Genomic DNA, 18,518 nt, shown 5'->3' with positions numbered 1-18,518 from the left:
TTTGGTTCCCACCACCGACGCTTACGGAAGAATACTTCCCCGTACCGCGGGGAGTAAAAAGCATAGTGGAAACCCCAGTATTCCCGGTAAAGGGTGGGATTGTATTGAAGAATATGGTGCGTGAAGGTATCCGGCTGACTGAGCAGTCGAGGGGCATTCGCGTAGCCTTCCTTTAAGCGAAAAGGTATCGTAAACGTCCGAGCTCCTCCACCATCGTAGCGCTCCGTAAGCTTCATCGTTCCATCACGGCGGATAATCAAAACGTAGTGATCGTATTGCCAGTCCGCCTGCCGCCCCGGCCAGGCAGATTTGTCTATTTGGTAAGTACCGTAGAGGTCGTCGGCGTCAAGAACAACTTTGGTATTATTTAGTCGGAGAAGCCAGAGGAGAATTGCTACTGCTGCCCAGCAACTGAGAACGCGGCGAATGAACTGACGTTTAGTCCACCTTACGCCTCTAAACAGCCGGTACAGCGATAGTGAATACACTATTCCGACCATAACTACTAGTATAAATAATGGGATTATACTTCACGCGGCCACCATATGTGAAAAGTCTGCGGGTGGTTTGAGCAGCTGCTGGAAGTTAGGTGCGAGTAAGGTGCGCAGTTGTGCCTGATGCTCGCCGTTGTTGACCTCGTCGATAAACCAGTAGATCGCCTCCTCGAACTCCTGCTTGGTGGCAAAGTGATAGCCGGCCAGGGCCTGCTTTTTGAGGAACTTCCAAAAGCGCTCGATCAGGTTCAGGTTGGGGGAGTAGGGCGGTAAGTACACCAACTGGATGTCGAGTTGTTGGGCAGCCTGTTGAACCAAGGTGCAGCGCTGATAGCGGGCATTGTCTAACACCAGGTAGATAGGCCGGCCGGGGCGTTCCTGGCGTAGTAAGTTCAGCAGTTCGACCACCGTAGTAGCCTGAATGTAGTCCGGCGTCGTGATGCTGTAGAGTTCCTGCCGGTGACTATCCAGCGCACCGAGGATGTTGAGGCGATGACGTCCCGACGGGGTGCGCACCGCTAGGGGTTGGCGACTCCAGACCTGGCCGGCGTGGAAGCCCTGCACGGGATGAGCCGCATCCACGAAGTACAGGTCGATGGCTTCGGTAGCGGACTGTTCCAGGAGGGGCTGCAGGGTGTCGCGCAAAAAAGCGAGTTGCCGGGCAGCGAGTTCTGCTAAGGAGAGCTTACCGCCGGGCAGGCAGCGAAAGCGGCGACACTTCATGCCCAGGGTGTGCTTGATAAAACGACGCGTCTGGGTCAGCCCCCGTCGTAGTCCGGTACGTTGCTCGATGGTCTGAGCCGCCTGGGCGATGCTGCGGGGCGGCTCAGAGGTGAAGGCTGCGCACAGCTCGTCCCGATGCTGGGTGAGCGCACTGGCTGGACGGTAGGGGGCATAATGCAGCAAGCCCGCTAAGCCCTCCGCCAGGTAGCACTTGGCCCAGTGGGTAGCCGTGTTGGGGTGAATGCCTAGGATCTTGGCGCACTGACCCGGGCCGAAGCCCTGAGCGCGCAGGATCAGGTAGTGCATGCGCTGGCGGATCACGTGGTGGGCAGAATGGATTTGATGGTACCTTGCTTGTTCAAGGTCAGCTTCGCTGATCACGGGGAAGTACATGGGTTGGATGGCTTGACACCTCCAAGATCGGTGCTTCCCCACTTTTCACATAAGATGACCGCGCCGAGTATAGTATCAGTGAGAACATTGAAACAAAAGCAAGACTGTAGGGCATTTTATTATGCACGACAAACATAATGTTTCACCAACATGATAAATTCTCGTGCCTTCCGCATTGCATCCCGCGGCCCCGCCCCCCTTACCACACCTCCCCCCCACTTCGTACCTTTGCCCTCCAATACCCCGACCATGAAAGACCTCTTCGACAAGTTTCGCGAATCCAAAGGGCCCCTGGGACAGTACCAGGATGTGGCCCACGGCTATTTCTCCTTTCCTAAGCTGGAGGGGGAACTTGGGCCACGTATGACGTTCCGCGGTAAGGAGTGCATCATCTGGAGCATCAACTCCTACCTGGGCATTACCAACCACCCGGAGGTGCGGAAGGCCGACGCCGAAGCCGCCGCTGAATACGGCATGGCTTACCCCATGGGTGCGCGCATCATGAGCGGGGAGACGGACGCCCACATCCAGCTGGAAAAGGAGCTGGCGGAGTTTACCCAGAAGGAGGGAGCGCTGTTACTAAACTTTGGTTATCAGGGGATTATGTCGATCGTAGATGCCTGCCTGACGCGCCACGACGTGGTGGTGTACGACCGCGACGACCACGCCTGTATCATGGACGGTATCCGCATGCACCAGGGGCCGAAGTACGCCTTCAAGCACAATGACATCGACCACTTCCTGGTGCGGATGGAGCAGGCCAAGGCCGAAGCCGAAAAGCGCGACTCCGGCATCCTGGTCGTGACCGAGGGGGTGTTCGGGATGCGCGGCGAGCAGGGTATCCTGAAGGAAATCGTAGCGCACAAGGAGAAGTACGGCTTCCGGCTGCTGGTCGACGATGCCCACGGCTTCGGTACCATGGGCGCTACCGGGGCGGGGGCCGGCGAGGAGCAGGGCGTGCAGGACGAGATTGATATCTACTTCAGCACCTTCGCTAAGGCGATGTCGGGCTTCGGGGCCTTCGTGAGTGCGGATGAGGAGATCATCGAGTTCATGCGGTATAACCTGCGTAGTCAGGTATTCGCCAAGAGCCTGTGTATGCCAATGGTGAAGGGCGCGCTGGTACGGCTGAAACTGCTACGCGAGCAGCCCGAGCTACGGGAAAAGCTGTGGAAGAACGTCTACCACCTACAGAACGGACTTAAGGAAGCCGGCTTCGACATCGGCAACACCGGAGCCTGCGTGACGCCGGTGTACATGAAGGGCACGCCCTACGAGGCCGGGGCCCTGATCTACGATATGCGGGAGAACTACGGGATCTTCTGTAGCGTGGTGCTGCCGCCGGTGATCCCGCAGGGGCAGTTGATCCTGCGCCTCATTCCTACGGCCGAGCATACGGAGACCGACATTCAGACTACGCTGGATGCCTTTAAGGCGGTGCGGAGTAAGCTGGAGGATGGGACGTATGATAAGATGGGGGAGATGTTTCGGGCTGGGGAGATTAATGTGGTGTAGGGGCGCTGCTGGGTGGCTCTGGCTACCGCATGTTATAGGGTTCACCACAGAGAGACCTAGCGCCCTTCCACAGAGGGGTTAGCTGCGCTGCTGCCTACGGCGGTCACAAGTTTTCACAGAGGCTGTCGTAGTAGGGAAAAGGGCTGCCTGCGGCAGAAAGGAGGACACAGAGGCGCCTGCGGCGGGCGTGGTAGGCGCGGCAGACGTGGCGGGGTGAACCGGATACGCTGATTAGGGTGTTGGAGGCAGTATGGGACAACTGTACTACTGTTACGATGCGCTGTGTGGGTGGTGCTACGGGTTTAGCCCGGTGATCACGGAATTTGCGCGGCGGCACGGGGAGGTGCCGGTGCAGGTGGTGTCCGGAGGAATGATTACGGGGGAGCGGATCGGGCCGATTGGGGAGGTAGCCGGCTACATCAAGCAGGCGTATAAAGTGGTGGAGGACCGTTGCGGGGTAGAGTTCGGACAGGCGTTCTTGCGCGATATTCTGGAGGAGGGTAGTGCGGTGTTCACTTCGGTGCCGGCGGCCGTGGCGATGGCCGTGTTTCAGGAGCAGCTGCCGGAGCGGGCGCTGGAGTACGCGGCGGTACTGCAACGGGCGATCTATTATGACGGTATCGAGCCCCTAGATCACGCGGCCTACGCTGATCGGGCCGCTGCACTCGGGGCCGATCGGGAAGATTTCTTGACTAAAATGGATGACCCCGCCTACCTCGAAAAAGCAGAGGCTGACTTCGCCCTTTCCCAAAGCTTTGGGGTAACGGGCTTTCCTACTTTGGTGTATGAGTCAGTTAGCGGAGAGCTTTATGCGCTAGCCCGTGGCTACTTGCCGTTACAGAATCTGGAAGCAAACTGGCGCGCTCTACAGTCATCGATGACATCTTCCGCAGCTGTGAACGAATGATGGATGCGCAACACAGAGGACAGAAAGGTTGACACAGAGGAGCACAGAGTAAATATTGTATTAGGTCTCTCCTCCCGGAACGCGTAGCGTTCCCCCTCCGTATACCTTTCATCCCCCGTCTCTGTGTCAATCTGTGTTGTACTCAGTGTCCTCTGTGTTGAGCCCTCCAACATGCGGTAGCCCTCCAACATGCGGCAGCCCCTCAATATCGCCAACCCACCAAGTCCGCCCCAGCAGGCGCAAGCTCCCCCACCTTCCCCGCCCACTTCGGGATAAACATCTGATGATACCGCAGCCGACTGATCGCATTGGGCTGCTCCGGGTCCCCGTTCCAGCAGTGCTCGGCCCGGTCGCCGTAGGTGATCTCGCCACCAAAGTCTTTCGACCGTAGGAATGTCTCTGTCAGGTACACCGCATTGTTGAGGTAGTAGTTATCCATGTCGCCGACGTAGATATTGACCTTGCCCCGCAGCTTCGGCCCCAGGGTGGTCCAGTCGCGCTGCATGATGTGCGTGAGGTCGTAGTTGTCACGCCAGTAAGCGGCTACTTCGGGGTCGATGCGGCCGGAGACCTTATCCCAGATACGGCGGGGGTAGCCGTCGTCGCCCACCGGACTGTACACCGCCTCCCAGATATCCCACTGCTGCCCGCTGCGACTCTTGTCGCCCAGGACAAGCTCGCGCATGTTGGCCTCGCGCAGGGTAGAGGAGACGTGTCCCAGACTATCGCGGTGCCCCGGCCGCTCGGTGCGTTTGAAGGGGCTATCGAGGTAGTAGGCGTTGGCGTCTTCGTACAGATTCACTACGGTGTAGGCGCGAAAGTCGATGGGGTCCGGACAGGCCGCGTAGCAGGTGCCGTATTCGTCAGGATACTTCACCTGCACGGCCAGGGCCTCCCAGCCGCCGGTACTTCCGCCGTACACGAAGCGGGCCCAGCCCTCGCCGATGCCCCGGAACTGCCGTTCGATCTCAGGGATCAGCTCGTAGGTGATGGCATCGCCGTAGGGGCCCAGGTTCTCGGAATTAACGGCGTAGCTATCGTCGTAGTAGGGATTGGCGTGCTGAATCTCGATGGCGATGACGCGGGGGAAGTCCGGGCCGGTCCAGGTGCGGTAGAAGTCGTAGGCCTCCTGCTGCTCGGTGCGGTTGTAGCAGTCCAAGCCGAAGCGCGCACTGTATACGCAGGGCTCCGTGGTATCGGGCGGGGTGGTGCGCCAGCCGCCGAAGTCATCCGGAAAGTGGCCGTGCATGATGGCCAGGGGGTACTTTACGTCGGGGTGTTCGGCCCAGCCTTCGGGCAGCAGCACGTGGGCCCCAAGGTACATGTCGCGGCCCCAGAATTCGCTCAGTAGTTCGGAGCGAATCTTGATGTGCTTGACGTAGTCGGTATCGTCGGGCTCGGCAATTTCCGGGATGGCCTGGTCGAAGGCTAGGTCGATGGGGCCACCGCGGTCGTCGCTTAGGGTGATTGTCACCGGGGTACTGATGAGGTTGCCGGGCGCGCGGTTCCACTGCTGGCCCTCGCCACGATCCATAGGCAACTGCACGGTGTGGCCGTCGCTGCGGTAGAAGGTCTCGTACTTATGCAGCAGTACCTGGGCGCGGTAGGTGCCGGGCGGTACGTCGGCGAGCGTAGTGATGGGGTAGCCGCGGTCGTCGGCAGTGATGGATAGGCTGGTGCCGGGCTGCCAGTCGGTCACGTTACGGCCGAAGGCAAGCTGGGTCTCCGGTCCGTCGCTGAGCTGGAAGCGGGGCTCGGCGGTGCTGTCCCGGGAGAGCAGTAGGAGGAGGCGACCGGTGAGGGCGCTATCGGCTAGGCTTTCCGGCAGGGTGACGTGTACGGTAGTTTGGGCGGAAAGCAGGGCGGGGCCGCAGGTGCAGAGTAAGAGGAGGAGGCGGAGGAAGTGAGTGCGCATAGCTGTAGCGACGACTTTAGTCGTCTGGCTTCAAGGTACGGTGACGTAAAGACTTTTTCCGTCGCGACCGTAGGTTGCGCGGCACAGCGCTGCCGGAGGGCTTACATCAGGCTAAGATTAGGGGCCCCTACCCCTAATCACGCATTCCCCTGCTGACGCAGTACTAGAGCAACACTTCCCGGTAAAGGATGGGCTCGCGGTACTCCTTACGCAGGGAGTAGCGGATCACGTCGAAGGCCGTGACCACGCCCTTGAGCTCGCCCCGCAGGTTGACTACCGGTAGGGTCTTAAAGCGGCGGTCCATGAACAGCTCGGCGGCGGTGCCGACCTTATCCTTGGGCATGAGCTTGACCACGTGGGTGTTCATCACCTCACCTACCGTGCGGTTCTCGCTGTTGCGGTTACGGCGCACATCGCGCCACATATCGTAGGAGGTGATGAGGCCAACCAGGTGGCCCATGGCGTCTACGACCGGAAGTTGCTGGAGTTGCTCGCGGAGCATGACTTTGGCGATGTCGCCGACGGACTGAAAGGGGTGGGCGGTGACCACGTCGGTGGTCATGATGGTCCGCACTTCTTCGTTCATCATGGCAGATGGTGTTGCGGCTCTCCGGGGTACGCCCAATATACAACATTCGGGTCCGATCGCACGTACAAATGAGCACAATTTATTCCCCATGGACCCCGTCCGCGCCATCTACCTCGCCGCCGGCTGCCTCATTTTACTGGGGCTGGTGCTGACGTGGCAGGCGGGGGAGCCCTCCACCTGGCTGCTGGTGCTTCCGGCCGTGGCCGCGGCGGGTACCTACGCACTAGCCCCCCAGATCCGGTGGCGGTACTGGAAGACGCACCCGCCGGACCTGCCCACCGAGCTGGCTCCGTTACTGGAGCGCTTTCCGCTCTACCGGGCGTTAGATTTGGATGGTAAGCGGGAGTTCCGCCGTCGGGCCTTTTTGCTGCGCGAGAACACTGAGTTTACCGGCCTGGCGATCGACAACATTCCCCAAGACGTCCGACTGATGGTGTCCGCCTCCGCCGCTACGGTGACCTTTTACCGGGAGGAGTTTCTGATACCGGGCTTCGAGAACGTGGTGTTTTACAAGCACCTATTTCCCACCCCGGTACACGAGCGGCTGCACGCCTCGGAGCTGCATCCGGAGGATGGTCTGGTCATCTACACCCTCAATTACCTCATCCGCTCGGTCGTCGAGCCACAGAAGTATCTACAGCTCGGGGTGTACGAATACAGCCGCGCCCTGATGTACACCGACCCCGAGGTGCGTACCACCCTGGAGGCCCGGCAATTGAGCTACGATGAGGTCGAACAGCTGACTGATTTCTCCGAGCGCGCGCTGAAGGACTTCATCGGCCTGGAAGAGCTGGACCTGGCCGCTATCACGTATACCGTCTTCCATACGCACGCTCCGGCATTCGCCGGCCGGTTCCCGGAGCGCTTTGTTGCCCTACGCACGGGCTTTGCGCCTTACCTTTAGCGGTGCATTTATGGAAGATCTTAGCACCGGCGGCCCCGCCCCCAAACGTTCCCCCGAATACGATCCCGAACTGACGCCCTCCCTGGGTGAGCTGCGCGAAGAACGCCCCGGTGGACAAACCCTCGCCCCCGAAGACCGCATCAACCTCGATGCCCTCCACGCCGCCGCCGAGCGGATTCGGGCCGAGGTCGGTAAACTCATCGTCGGCCAGCGCGATCTGATTGACCTGCTGATCGTCTCCCTGCTCGCCGGCGGTCACGTACTGGTGGAGGGCGTACCCGGTATCGCTAAGACGCTCACCGCCCGCCTGATCGCCAAGACCATCGATGCCGAGTACCGCCGCATCCAGTTCACGCCCGACCTGATGCCCAGCGACGTGACCGGTACCACCGTGCTCAACTCTACCGACGCCCGCTTCGTCTTCAACCGCGGCCCGGTATTCGGCAACCTGATCCTGATCGACGAGATCAACCGCGCACCGGCCAAGACCCAGGCCGCCCTCTTTGAGGTGATGGCCGAGCAGCAGGTGACGGTCGACGGCACGACGCATAGCCTGCCCGACCCCTTCTTCGTCATCGCCACTCAGAACCCCATCGAACAGGAGGGTACCTACCGCCTGCCGGAAGCCCAGCTGGACCGCTTCCTCGTGCGGGTGGTGGTCGACTACCCGGACCAGACCGAGGAACGGGATATTCTGTACCGCTTTCGGAGTGATTTTATGCAGCGGCAGCAGGAGGAGGTGCGAGCCGTACTGAGCAAGGCCCAGGTAGCGGAGTACCGGGCGGTGGTGGAAAAAGTGTTCATCCGCGATGAATTGCTCGACTACATTGCCGCCGTGGTGTACCGTACGCGTACTCACCCCGATCTCTATTTGGGGGCTAGTCCGCGGGCCTCGCTCGCCATTCTGCGCCTGTCAAAAGCTGTAGCTGCCCTGGCCGGCCGCGACTTCGTTACCCCCGATGATATTCAGTTGGTAGCCTTCCCCGCCCTCAACCACCGCATCATTCTCACGCCGGAGCGCGAGATGGAGGGTTTCGGGACGCGGGACGTGATTAAGGAGATTTTGCAGGGCATCGAGATACCCCGGTGATCGCCCAACCGTCCGACGGTTACTCCGCGGCGAACGCGGCTACCACCTTGGCCATCCGCCGTCCGTTCACGCCCAGGTCGCTGTGCCCCACCCGACTGGCGCTGCGGTAGTGGATCACTCTGGCCTCCGGATCGACGATGAATTCCACGTCGTCGATGTAGGGGATCGGCCAGGTCTTGAAGGTGTAGTGGAGGTAATTATCGTCTTTCTCGACCAGTGTGGTGCGGGGCGTATCGGCTAGTAGCTTTTTAAGGCGGGCGGTGGCCTCCGCGGCGGTACCCGTGAAGGGGATGGGATCGCGTTTTTTCTTCGGCTGGTCGGTCTGGGTACTGACGCAGTTGGGGGAGTCGGGGCAGGGCTTGAGGGTACGGGGCATAGAGCTGTTTGGCAGTTCAAGCGTAGAAAGCACGGCGTTGTTGTCGATGGCCCGTACTTCGGCGCGCAGGCGGGGGCCATTGGGGCCGGCGGTGTAGTGTAATACACCGAAGTTGCGCTCGGTGATCAGGGGTCCGAGGCGCTTATCATTAGGCTCCCTGGCATCCTCGTATGCGTGGGTAAGGCCGCTGGAGGTCATCTCGTAGACGTGGTAGTCGCCGAGGCTGTCCATACTGAATTCTGCCAGGTGCCGGTCGCCGCTCAGTAGCAGGGGCAGGGCGGGGCGGACCTCCCGGAGGAGCCGTAGCAATCGGGCCCGGGCGGCGGGGAAGTTGGCCCACTTTTCGTAGCCATGGTCGGTGGGTAGCACTTGGATGCTACTAGCGATGAGGTGAGCCCCGGCGGTGCTGTTGCGTAGTTGGTCTTCGAGCCAGGCCCACTGGGTTTCTCCCAGGATATCACCGTCGGGGTTGGCCCCGTAGCGGTCGCCCGGTCGGGAGGGCGGGGCCAGGGCATCGCGGAAGTACCGGGTGTCCAGCAGCAGCACCTTTACCCCACCGATAGCGTAGGTTTGATAGGTGCCGGCGTGCTGCCTTACCTCCGCGGCAGCGGGTACGTCGAGGAAATCTAGCATTAGCGTCTTGGCTTCTTCCTTGACCGGCCATTCCTTCCCCGCGTCGTTTTTTCCGTAGTCGTGGTCGTCCCAGGCTCCGTAGATCAGGGGCGTAGTTTCCACGAAGGCGGTGTAAGCTGCCGCGTTTTTCAGCGTGGCGTAGTCGGCCTGCATCCGCACCATATCGTCGGTATCGGAGTAGATGTTATCCCCTAACCAGAGCCAGGCGGCCGGCCGGTGACTGGCGATTGTATTCCAGTAGGTTTGTGGCGCGGTCTGTCGGTTACAACTACCGAAGGCGATGGTAAGGGAGTCGACCGGCGGGGCATCCACCGCGCCGGTTGGGGGGGCGTTCTGCGACCCGAGTGCCTGCAGGTACAGATAGCCACAGACCAAGACGCAGAGTACGCCAAGGGTGATACCGATGCGCCTAAGCATACCGCCGCCGTACCAGGTCGATAAATTCCCGGGCGGTTTCCTGCCGGTCTTCGCGCGCCCAGTCGTGCTGCTGGGCTAGGTCGATCAGCAGGGGTTTGGCGTTGGCGAAGCTGCCGCGTAGGTTGAGGGTCTTGAGCGCCTCGTTGAGTCCTTCGTTGCCGTCGAAAAGCTTATTGGCGAATAGCACCCGGTTGTTGATGCTCAGCGCCCGGTTGAGGTCGGTGACCCGCTGGCGCATCATACGGCCGGCGATACCGCTCTGGTCTTTCTCCTCAAACAGTGCCTCCACCTCGGGGCTCAGGTTGGAAGCGGGGGCCGGCTGCGGGGGGTTCGGGGCGGGCCGGTCGGAGATCATTGGTTCTACGCGTGCGGTGTGGGCCGTGAAGGTAGGGGCGGGCGGGGGGGGTACGGGAGCGTTCGGCACGGGGGGTGGGGCATCAAAATTCGGCGAGGAGGGCGGCGGCGGGGTGATTACAGGTTGGGGCGCGGCGGGTGGCGGGGGCGCAGGTGCCGGCTGTGGGGAAGGGGCACTGATACGCTCGGGGGCAGTTTCTTCTTCTGGCTTCGGTTTTTCTTTTGGTTCATCGAGCCCGGCGTATACGGTGTAGAACTCCCGTAGGTAGCCCAGCATCAGGTCACGCTCCAGGCGGGAGGGGCTGTCGTCGTCCTGCTGTAGCTGCTCGTGCAAGGTGGTGATGCGGCGCAGGAGCCGGTCGGCTTTGGGAATTGGGGGCATGGGCCTCTAGCTTTTGTGGTACCTTCGCCGGCCAAAGTACGGCGGCGCGTATGTTTTTAGAACCTCATTTCAGCGGTCAACGCAGCGGCTGGTTGGAAGTTATCTGTGGCTCCATGTTTTCGGGTAAGACCGAGGAGCTGATCCGCCGGCTGAAGCGGGCGCGTATTGCCGGTCAGCAGGTGGCCGTTTACAAGCCTAGCATCGATACCCGGTATGCGGAAGAGAGTGTGGTCTCCCACGATAGCAACTCCTTCGTGGCTATGCCGATTACCCAGTCAGCTCAGCTACTGGAGGTGGCTAAAGAGGTCACCGTTATCGGCCTCGACGAGGCGCAGTTTTTCGATCGCGACGTGGTCAAGCACACCCAGGAGCTCGCTCACCGCGGTAAGCGCGTTATCATCGCCGGCCTCGACATGGACTTTCGTGGTCAGCCCTTCGGCCCTATGTGCGATCTATTGGCGGTGGCCGAGTACATCACTAAGGTACACGCCATCTGTAGCCACTGTGGCAACCTGGCCACCCACTCCTACCGCCTTAGCCCGAATACGGATACGGTGGTGCTGGGGGAGCGGGATGAGTACGAGGCGCGGTGCCGGAAGTGCTTTCGGATGGGAAATATCTTGGATCTGCGGTAGGGGTCCGTACGAAGCTGCCTCCCCCGATAGCTATCGAGGCGCTGTGCCGCGCGCTCTACGAGCGCGGTGGCTAGTGTAGCACCTGTACGGCTCACTTGCCGGGCCTCCACGGCCCGGTCGCCCCGGCTGGAAGCCGGGAGCCGTGCGGGGGCCGAGCCGGGAGCTGCTACTGAAAGTACGAAGCATAATAGGGCCACCAGCGGACCAGGTGCCGCACCAGCATGAACAGTCCGAAAAGCATCGCCGCCAGCAACACGAGCCGTACCGCCCGGGCGGTAGCCCGGTTTTTATCACCGCGGCTGCGGTACTTGTGGCGGGTAGATTGTCGACCCATAAAGTCGAGAATAAGCGCAGCCAGAGGCTGCATTTTGCTGGCGCTGCCGGAGGCAGCATTGTACTGCAATACTAGAAGTCGAGCTCAATGGTGTCGCCGGGTTTAATGCGGCCGTTGGCTTTAGCTTTGCCGTTGCTGCTGGCTTTGGGGGTGGAGGGCTTCTTTGCGGGAACTGCTTCCTCCTCAATTGGTACAAAGGGCTCATTGAGCTCTTTGATGCTGACCAGCTTACCGTCGTGCAGTTTATTACCCAGCGCCTTCCAGCCCTTGACGTCGATGAAGTCGCTCAGGACTACGGTTTTTTCGTGTTTCTCCCGTTTCTCGCGCCAGGTGTAGCGTACCTCCGGGGCGGGATGTACGCTGGCCAGGTAGAGCTTGGTCTGTTTGTGGTCACTGAGGTAGTTGAAGGCCTGGCCGGGGGAGCTGGTCTCGATGTTGAAGCGCTTTACGAGGGTCACGCCACGCTCGCCTTCGTAGTAGACGGCGCTGATGACCATGTCCTCCTCGTGCTTACCAATGAAGTAGAGATTGCTCGGATCATAGCGGCGGGTAAGGTCGAGCTCCTCGCGCTCGTAGCTGCCGTCTTGGTATACGGCCAGGAGATAGTCGCCGGTATCGAAGCCACCAAGATACTGGCCGCGTCCGTCGAGGTTGAGGCGGCCGCTGACCTCGTCCATCCAGACCTTCATGGCGCCCAGGGTGCTCTTACCAACCTCCTTGAGGGTGATCTTGCGCACCGGGTAGCGGGTCATGATGTTGCCGGCCGCGCCACGACTCTTGATGGCCAAGTCGGCGAAGTCAAAGTCCTGAGACTTCTGCCGGGCCTTGGCGGATTGACTCATCTGGGCAGTGACGATCTCGGCCTCACCGTTGGGGTTGGCGCTGAAGTAGAGCATTTTGGAGCCCTTGTGCTTTTTGGTCAGATCGTACTCGCGGTCGCGGGTGATGGCCGTGACGTTGAAGCGCTTGGCCATGGCCCGGCCGGTCTTGCCGTCGAGATAGACCATGTTGTAGGTGGTGCGCTCGTCGCCCTTCTTCCAGACGTTGACGTGGAGGATGTCCTTGCCCACGAAGGTCTTATCGGCGATGCGGGTCACCTGCATGGTACCGTCGCGGCGGAAAACGATGATGTCGTCCACGTCCGAGCAGTCACAGACGAACTCCTCCTTCTTGAGCGATTGGCCCACAAAGCCCTCCTTGCGGTCGACGTAGAGCTTGGTGTTGTTGGCGGCAACGGCAGCCACCTCTACCTTCTCGAAGGTGGAGATCTGCGTCCTGCGCTCCCGCCCCTTGCCGTACTTGTCGAGCAGGCCCTGGTACCAGGCGATGGCGTAGTCGGTGAGGTGCTCGAGGTCGTGGCGGACCTGGGCGAGTTCCTCCTCTAGCTTGGCCATCAGCTCGTCGGCCTTGAAACTGTTGTATTTGGAGATGCGCTTGATGCGGATCTCGGTCAGGCGGGTAATGTCTTCTTCGCTTATGTCGCGTAGGAGCAGTAACCGCTGGTCGTTCCGTTTCTTCTTTTCCTCTGGCTCCCGCACGTACTTTTTCAGTCCGGCGCGGATGATCTCCAGCACCTGCTCGAAGCTCTCGGCCTCCTCGATGTCGCGGTAGATGCGCTGTTCGATAAAGATCTTCTCCAGGTTGGCGAAGTGGATCTTCTCCTCGAGCTCCTGCTGGCGGATGAGGAGCTCCTGCCGTAGCAATTCCTTCGTCTGCTCGGTGTTGACCTGTAGGATCTCCTCCACCGTGATGAAATGCGGCTTATCGCCCTCGATGATCACGCAGGCGTTGGGGGAAACGGAGAGTTCGCAACCCGTAAAGGCGTAGAGGGCGTCGATGGTCACGTCCGGACTGATGCCCGGGGCCAGCTCGATCAGGAGCTCCACCTCGGCGGCCGTATTGTCGACCACCTTTTTGATCTTGATCTTTCCCTTATCGTTGGCCTTGATGATGGAATCGATCAGCGTCTGGGTGGTCATGCCGTAGGGCACCTCCCGAATGGCGATGTACTTGCTGTCGATCTTCTCAATCGTAGCGCGGATCTTGACCCGTCCGCCCCGCTTGCCACCCTGATAGTCGCTCACGTCGATGGTACCGCCGGTTGGGAAGTCGGGGTAGATCTTCACCTTCTTACCCTCCAGCACTTTGATACTCGCCTTACAGAGCTCGATGAAGTTGTGGGGTAGGATCTTGGTGCTCAGTCCCACCGCGATGCCCTCCGCTCCCTGCGCCAGCAGCATGGGGAACTTCATGGGCAGATTGATGGGCTCCTTCTTCCGCCCGTCGTAGCTCAACTGCCACTCGGTGGTCTGCGGATTGAAAACCACGTCGAGGGCAAACTTCGTCAGTCGGGCCTCGATGTAGCGGCTGGCGGCAGCGCTGTCTCCAGTTAGCGTGTTACCCCAGTTGCCCTGGGGGTCGATCAGCAGGTCTTTCTGCCCTAGGTTGACCAGCGCGTCGCCGATGGCGGCATCCCCGTGGGGGTGGTACTGCATGGTTTGGCCGATCACGTTGGCCACCTTGTGGTAGCGGCCGTCGTCCATTTCCTTAAGGGCGTGGAGGATGCGGCGCTGTACGGGTTTGAGGCCGTCCTCGATGGCGGGTACGGCCCGTTCCAGGATGACGTAGCTGGCGTAGTCCAGAAAGTAGTCCTCGTACATCCCTTTGAGTCCGGTGACCCGGTCGTCGGGGGTGGTTTCTATGCCGTGTTGATTTTCCATCTGCTGCTTACCGAATTTCATTGCACCTGCGGACGCGCCCTACTGTGACGTCCTGGCCGCGTGCGAAGATACGGAATTGGAATTAACTAACAAAATGTTTGAAGTGTCCTCGTATGCCTAATCTCCTATAGGCGAGCCATCCGGTAGGTCCGGCACTACTACCGGCTCGTAGCTCTCGGGATTGGCCAGGTAGCTACGCACCAGGTGATCGACGTACTCCTCATTGGCTGTCAACTCCGTACCGGAGGGCCGTCGAAGCTCGCGCAGTGCCCCGTGGGCCGCCGCCGTCACTGCTCCGCTGATCGTTTTGTTGGCGGCCAACTGGATCAGGTGGTGGGCCAGTCTTCGCTCGTTCATCTCGCTGACCCGTAGGGCGTAGGGCTCCCTGCGGTTGTCGCGTGCCTGCTGCTGGATGTAGTCCGTGATTTTGCTCAGGTAGGCATCCAGATCGGGCAGGTTGACACTGCTGTACATGGCGTGCTGCTCGACGATGCGGGCCAACCGGTCGGGGTGTAGCAGGAAGGTCAGGGTATTGTCGGTGGCTGACTGCGCCATAGCAAGGGGGTCCAGTCCGCCGCCGTTCTGGGAGGTGAAGAGCTCGCGGTCGCGCCCGTAACCCATGGCGGGGGGCGGGATAAGCCGCTCGAGATCCGTCGGGAGCATGAGCGTCTTGGGGGAGAGCGTTTCCAGGAGCTTAGTGACGGCACTTTGCTGTTCCTCGGGGTTGGTGGGTACATACTTTGGGGTCTCACCCGCTACCCGCACCCCGTAGTCGTATTCGTAGCCACCGATCATTTTCGCCACAGCCTCTACTTGGTAGCGGTGCATAAGGTAGACCGGCACCAGCACGCTTTCGAGCTCGGAGAGCGGCGCACCGACCGGGATATTCTGCTCGCTAAATTTCTTCAGCGCCACCCTACGCAGTTCCAGCAGGCGGTCCATTTCGGCTACGGGGTCGCTACCGTTGTCCCAGAGGTGGGCCTGGGGCTGGCTGCTGCCCTGGGGGCGGGCGTCGGAGTCGCTGATGTAGCGTAGGCCTAACTGCTCACTCTCGGCGAGTACCGTGGCCAGTCCGGCGGATTCGGCGGTGGCATCGGGGTAGTCGGTGTAGCCGTACTTGATAGTCTGCTCATCCCAGGCACCGATGCCGGCGGTGTAGGCCTGGCTGAAGTCCATCTCGCCGGCGTCCGTAAGCGTGATGTAGGGGTGGGGGTAATCCATCACCGAGGAGCGGTCATTGGTGCTGGCAGCGAAGTTGTGCGCCAGACCCAGGGTATGGCCGACCTCGTGGGCGCTCAGTTGCCGCAAGCGGGCCAGGGCCATCTCCTCCAGGCGGGGATCGGGGGTGGTGCCGTCCTGTCCGTAGGCGGCGATGAGTCCCTGGGCGATCAGAAAATCTTGTCGTACCCGCAGGCTCCCCAGCAGCACGTGCCCCTTGATGATCTCCCCGGTGCGTGGATCGGTCACCGAGCTGCCGTAGCTCCAGCCCCGCGTGCTGCGGTGTACCCAGTTGATGACGTTGTAGCGCGCGTCGAGGGGGTCGGCGTCTTCGGGTAACACTTCTACGCGGAAGGCGTCCCGGTAGCCGGCTGCTTCGAAGGCTTCATTCCACCAGCGGGCTCCTTCGAGCAGGGCCGTCTTAACCGGCTCGGGCGCACCACGGTCGAGGTAGTACACGATGGGTTCGACCGGCTCGCTTACCGCCGCCGTGGGGTCCTTTTTTTCCAGTCGGTGCCGGGTGATGAAGCGTTTCACCAGCGGCTGGTCGATCGGTGTGGCGTAGTCGGCGTAGCTCGTGGGGTAGTAGCCCGAGCGGGGGTCGAAGGGGCGGGGCTGGTAGCCATCGTCCGGCAGTCGCACGAAGCTATGGTGCATCCGCAGGGTGAAGCTCTCGCTATTCGGGGCTACGCTGCCGATGTTGCGGCCCGTCGGTTCTCCGGTGAAGGTGATCGTGGCCTCGAACTCGGTGTTTTCGGGGAAGTTCTTGGTCCGTTCGGGGTACAGCGCGCTGCGGTCTTCGCTCACTTTATAGGTCCCTTCCTTTGCTTTCTTGAGGCGGGCGGCTACTCCGTGGGCGTCGCTCAGCAGTAGGGGCGTCAGGTCGATCAGTACCGTATCGCCGCTCTTGGCCACTACCTTGAATCCTTCTACCACCGACTGCGCAAAGGCCTCCTCCACGCTCTGCGCTTCCGCCGGGTTATCGGATACGGCGCGGTAGTCGAGGTTGCGTTGCTGTAGTAGCACCTTTGGTCCCACCCGGGTGAAGAACACGACGCGGGTGTTGCCCAGCTGGTTACGGTCCAGGCCGATGTCGTTGCTGCCCAGTCCGGCGGCTAGGCTATTGACGTAGAGGAAGTCCTCGTCGGTACGGTCGAGCAGTAGGTACACCTTGCCTTCGTCGGGGGCGTAGTAGTAGGTGTAAAAGCCGGTTTGTCGCTCCATCCCCTCCGTTTTGGTGGCGATGGTGGGGGTTTCTTTATTGTCTTTTTCCTGGGCGGGGAGGGGAAGGAAGAAGCAGAAGAGAAGGAAGAGTATAAAGTAGCGCATAGGGAGGGGCGTTGCTGGACCGTGTAAGGTATGGCTTGGGTAGATTTTACCTCCGCTATTAGCTGTAGGGGGGGGCGGGGGCGCGGGTGCAGGCTGGGTTGATCGGACGGCACCTACAAGCAGCCAGGGTCTTTGCACCCCATGGAGCCCAACTAAGCCTGAATTCGTAGATTGGGGGCGTGTTGATCGAGCTAGCTGCCGGGGTAGTTTGGGTGGGCGTTTCGACGCTTAGAGGGCGAAGCCGTGGGTGCGGATATGCGTGTATGCGTCAATGGGTGTGTTCACGTCAACCGGGACCGGGGGGGAATGGATCATTGCGTGAACACGGCGGGGGGTTGGGTGGATGTGTCAATAATTGCGTGGGGATGGGGGGGTTATGTGCAATGCGGGTGCGTTGGTGTTGGGCGACATGGCCCTTTAGGGGCCACGAGAAAAACCCGCAGAGCAACGGAAACCTGTTGCAACAAAAAAGGAAGACGTAAGGTGATGACGACTATTCAGATGTGAGAAGCAAAGCCACTCGCTTCGATGGTTGATGGTGTCAGCACGGCGGACAATGGTCCAAAAGCTCCCGCTGGTCGGTTTTGGCCCATGCCGCCGCGCTGCCCCCTTTCCGAGAGTAGACATAGCTGGTTGCTCTGTTTTGCTCATGCCCCTCATGGTTTATTCATCTGACATAGCTTATCTTTAGTGCGTAAACTAAAATATAATTTGTGAAGGATAACTACATCAACCTAGTTCTTGGCTTAGCTTTGACAACGGTAGGTATTCTAGGTGCTATAATCGCTCTTGCCGAAATGTATGAAATATACTTTCTAAGCAAGGAGATACGTAGCATTTCAACTATTTGGTTAACCAGAGGTGATGCAAGCGCTTCAAATGCTCCAATTCTGTTAGGGTTATCGATGGTTTCCGGATGTATACTTCTCAGTACATGGAAAAGTAAAGTAGCTGACTAATTGGTTGCCAAGATTTAGCTATGTATTAAAGTGAAACTCTTTGGTCTACCGAAATTTTGATCCTAGGCTTTAATGTCAAATAGACAAATACAATAAGCAATGAATATTCAAACACTGCTTACTCACATCATGTTAACTTTAGTTTTATCATCCTGTGGAACGTCGGAAAGCCAATCTGAAATTCGAGAAAATAAGGAGAGTAAGCTGATTTCAGAACTCAACGAAAAATATAAACCGCAGGTACTAATGGATACTTGTCATCTTGAATTTACAATTGAGGCCTTAGGTGTGCTATCAGAAGGACAACAATTATTGGCCTCGGCGCAAATAATTGATATTAATCCCTTTCATGATGGATATTTAGTCTATATCAGCAACGATGTTTTTAATGAGCAGCTATTCAAGTTGTTTACTAAGGATGTTGCTTTAGTTAACTCGATGATGACTGATCACAAGGTTGATAGGATAGGAATACCATTTTACGCGATGTTAGTTGATTTGGACGATGTCAAAAAGATTCCTTTCGAAGTATATAGTTCCTTATCGGGAGATGTAGAACTATCCATAGAATTTATTTACTCTAATAGGTTCATCTATTCAGGAGAATTAATCGAGGCTATACTTGTGAACT

The 18,518-nt window shown here is 59.4% G+C and carries 15 protein-coding genes; 6 read left to right on the top strand and 9 right to left on the bottom strand.

From position 1 onward, the window contains the following. Nucleotides 1-500 (bottom strand): hypothetical protein (locus ACOOHD_RS00245; RefSeq protein WP_420457693.1); only part of this gene is annotated, 500 nt, incomplete at its 3' end. Between the two features lie 30 nt (nt 501-530). Then, nucleotides 531-1,610 (bottom strand): IS630 family transposase, encoded by a 1,080-nt coding sequence (locus tag ACOOHD_RS00240; RefSeq protein ID WP_420457692.1) that lies wholly within the window; start codon nt 1,608-1,610, stop codon nt 531-533. A gap of 249 nt (nt 1,611-1,859) precedes the next feature. On the opposite strand from ACOOHD_RS00240, the gene ACOOHD_RS00235 reads away from it, so the two are divergent. Both ACOOHD_RS00235 and ACOOHD_RS00230 read left to right on the top strand, forming a co-directional pair. After that, the gene (locus ACOOHD_RS00235; protein ID WP_420457691.1) at nt 1,860-3,125 is read left to right on the top strand and encodes an aminotransferase class I/II-fold pyridoxal phosphate-dependent enzyme; all 1,266 of its coding nucleotides are present in this window, start codon (nt 1,860-1,862) and stop codon (nt 3,123-3,125) included. A gap of 250 nt (nt 3,126-3,375) precedes the next feature. Beyond that, a complete protein-coding gene (locus ACOOHD_RS00230) occupies nt 3,376-4,032 on the top strand; it encodes a DsbA family protein (RefSeq protein ID WP_420457690.1) in 657 nt (218 codons plus the stop codon). A gap of 202 nt (nt 4,033-4,234) precedes the next feature. On the opposite strand, the gene ACOOHD_RS00225 is transcribed toward ACOOHD_RS00230, so the two are convergent. Continuing rightward, nucleotides 4,235-5,947, bottom strand: coding sequence for an alpha/beta hydrolase-fold protein (locus ACOOHD_RS00225; RefSeq protein WP_420457689.1), 1,713 nt, complete (start codon nt 5,945-5,947; stop codon nt 4,235-4,237). A gap of 163 nt (nt 5,948-6,110) precedes the next feature. Next, complete coding sequence (locus ACOOHD_RS00220; RefSeq protein ID WP_420457688.1) at nt 6,111-6,536, bottom strand: HPP family protein; 426 nt, start codon at nt 6,534-6,536, stop codon at nt 6,111-6,113. 88 nt (nt 6,537-6,624) lie between these two features. On the opposite strand from ACOOHD_RS00220, the gene ACOOHD_RS00215 reads away from it, so the two are divergent. Further along, the gene (locus ACOOHD_RS00215) at nt 6,625-7,440 is read left to right on the top strand and encodes a hypothetical protein (RefSeq protein ID WP_420457687.1); all 816 of its coding nucleotides are present in this window, start codon (nt 6,625-6,627) and stop codon (nt 7,438-7,440) included. A 10-nt stretch (nt 7,441-7,450) separates the two neighbouring features. Then, nucleotides 7,451-8,530: an AAA family ATPase gene (locus tag ACOOHD_RS00210; RefSeq protein ID WP_420457686.1), complete on the top strand. Its 1,080-nt coding sequence runs from the start codon at nt 7,451-7,453 to the stop codon at nt 8,528-8,530. A 19-nt stretch (nt 8,531-8,549) separates the two neighbouring features. Here the strand turns inward: ACOOHD_RS00210 and ACOOHD_RS00205 are convergent, their stop codons facing one another. Both ACOOHD_RS00205 and ACOOHD_RS00200 read right to left on the bottom strand, forming a co-directional pair. Next, nucleotides 8,550-9,956, bottom strand: a complete 1,407-nt coding sequence (locus tag ACOOHD_RS00205) for a DUF1499 domain-containing protein (protein WP_420457685.1) — start codon at nt 9,954-9,956, stop codon at nt 8,550-8,552. Then, complete coding sequence (locus ACOOHD_RS00200; protein ID WP_420457684.1) at nt 9,949-10,692, bottom strand: hypothetical protein; 744 nt, start codon at nt 10,690-10,692, stop codon at nt 9,949-9,951. Before ACOOHD_RS00200 ends, ACOOHD_RS00205 begins: the two co-directional genes overlap by 8 nt. A gap of 50 nt (nt 10,693-10,742) precedes the next feature. Here ACOOHD_RS00200 and ACOOHD_RS00195 point away from each other — a divergent pair, with 50 nt between their 5' ends. Next, a complete protein-coding gene (locus ACOOHD_RS00195; protein WP_420457683.1) occupies nt 10,743-11,327 on the top strand; it encodes a thymidine kinase in 585 nt (194 codons plus the stop codon). Between the two features lie 166 nt (nt 11,328-11,493). Here ACOOHD_RS00195 and ACOOHD_RS00190 read toward each other — a convergent pair whose 3' ends face one another. The 3 genes from ACOOHD_RS00190 to ACOOHD_RS00180 all read right to left on the bottom strand — a co-directional run bounded on the left by ACOOHD_RS00190 (nt 11,494) and on the right by ACOOHD_RS00180 (nt 16,928). Beyond that, a complete protein-coding gene (locus ACOOHD_RS00190; protein ID WP_420457682.1) occupies nt 11,494-11,661 on the bottom strand; it encodes a hypothetical protein in 168 nt (55 codons plus the stop codon). Between the two features lie 71 nt (nt 11,662-11,732). After that, nucleotides 11,733-14,381, bottom strand: coding sequence for a DNA gyrase/topoisomerase IV subunit A (locus tag ACOOHD_RS00185; RefSeq protein ID WP_420457681.1), 2,649 nt, complete (start codon nt 14,379-14,381; stop codon nt 11,733-11,735). 117 nt (nt 14,382-14,498) lie between these two features. Then, nucleotides 14,499-16,928, bottom strand: coding sequence for a zinc-dependent metalloprotease (locus ACOOHD_RS00180; RefSeq protein WP_420457680.1), 2,430 nt, complete (start codon nt 16,926-16,928; stop codon nt 14,499-14,501). A 1,058-nt stretch (nt 16,929-17,986) separates the two neighbouring features. Between ACOOHD_RS00180 and ACOOHD_RS00175 the strand changes: the two genes are divergently transcribed. Further along, nucleotides 17,987-18,518, top strand: a 532-nt coding sequence (locus ACOOHD_RS00175; RefSeq protein WP_420457679.1) for a hypothetical protein, incomplete at its 3' end; no start/stop codon positions are given.

The sequence above is a fragment of the Neolewinella sp. genome, assembly GCF_965214665.1.
Classification (GTDB): Bacteria; Bacteroidota; Bacteroidia; order Chitinophagales; family Saprospiraceae; genus Neolewinella.
The sequence above is the reverse complement of the archived record's forward strand: the minus strand, read 5'-3'. Positions and strand labels throughout refer to the sequence as shown.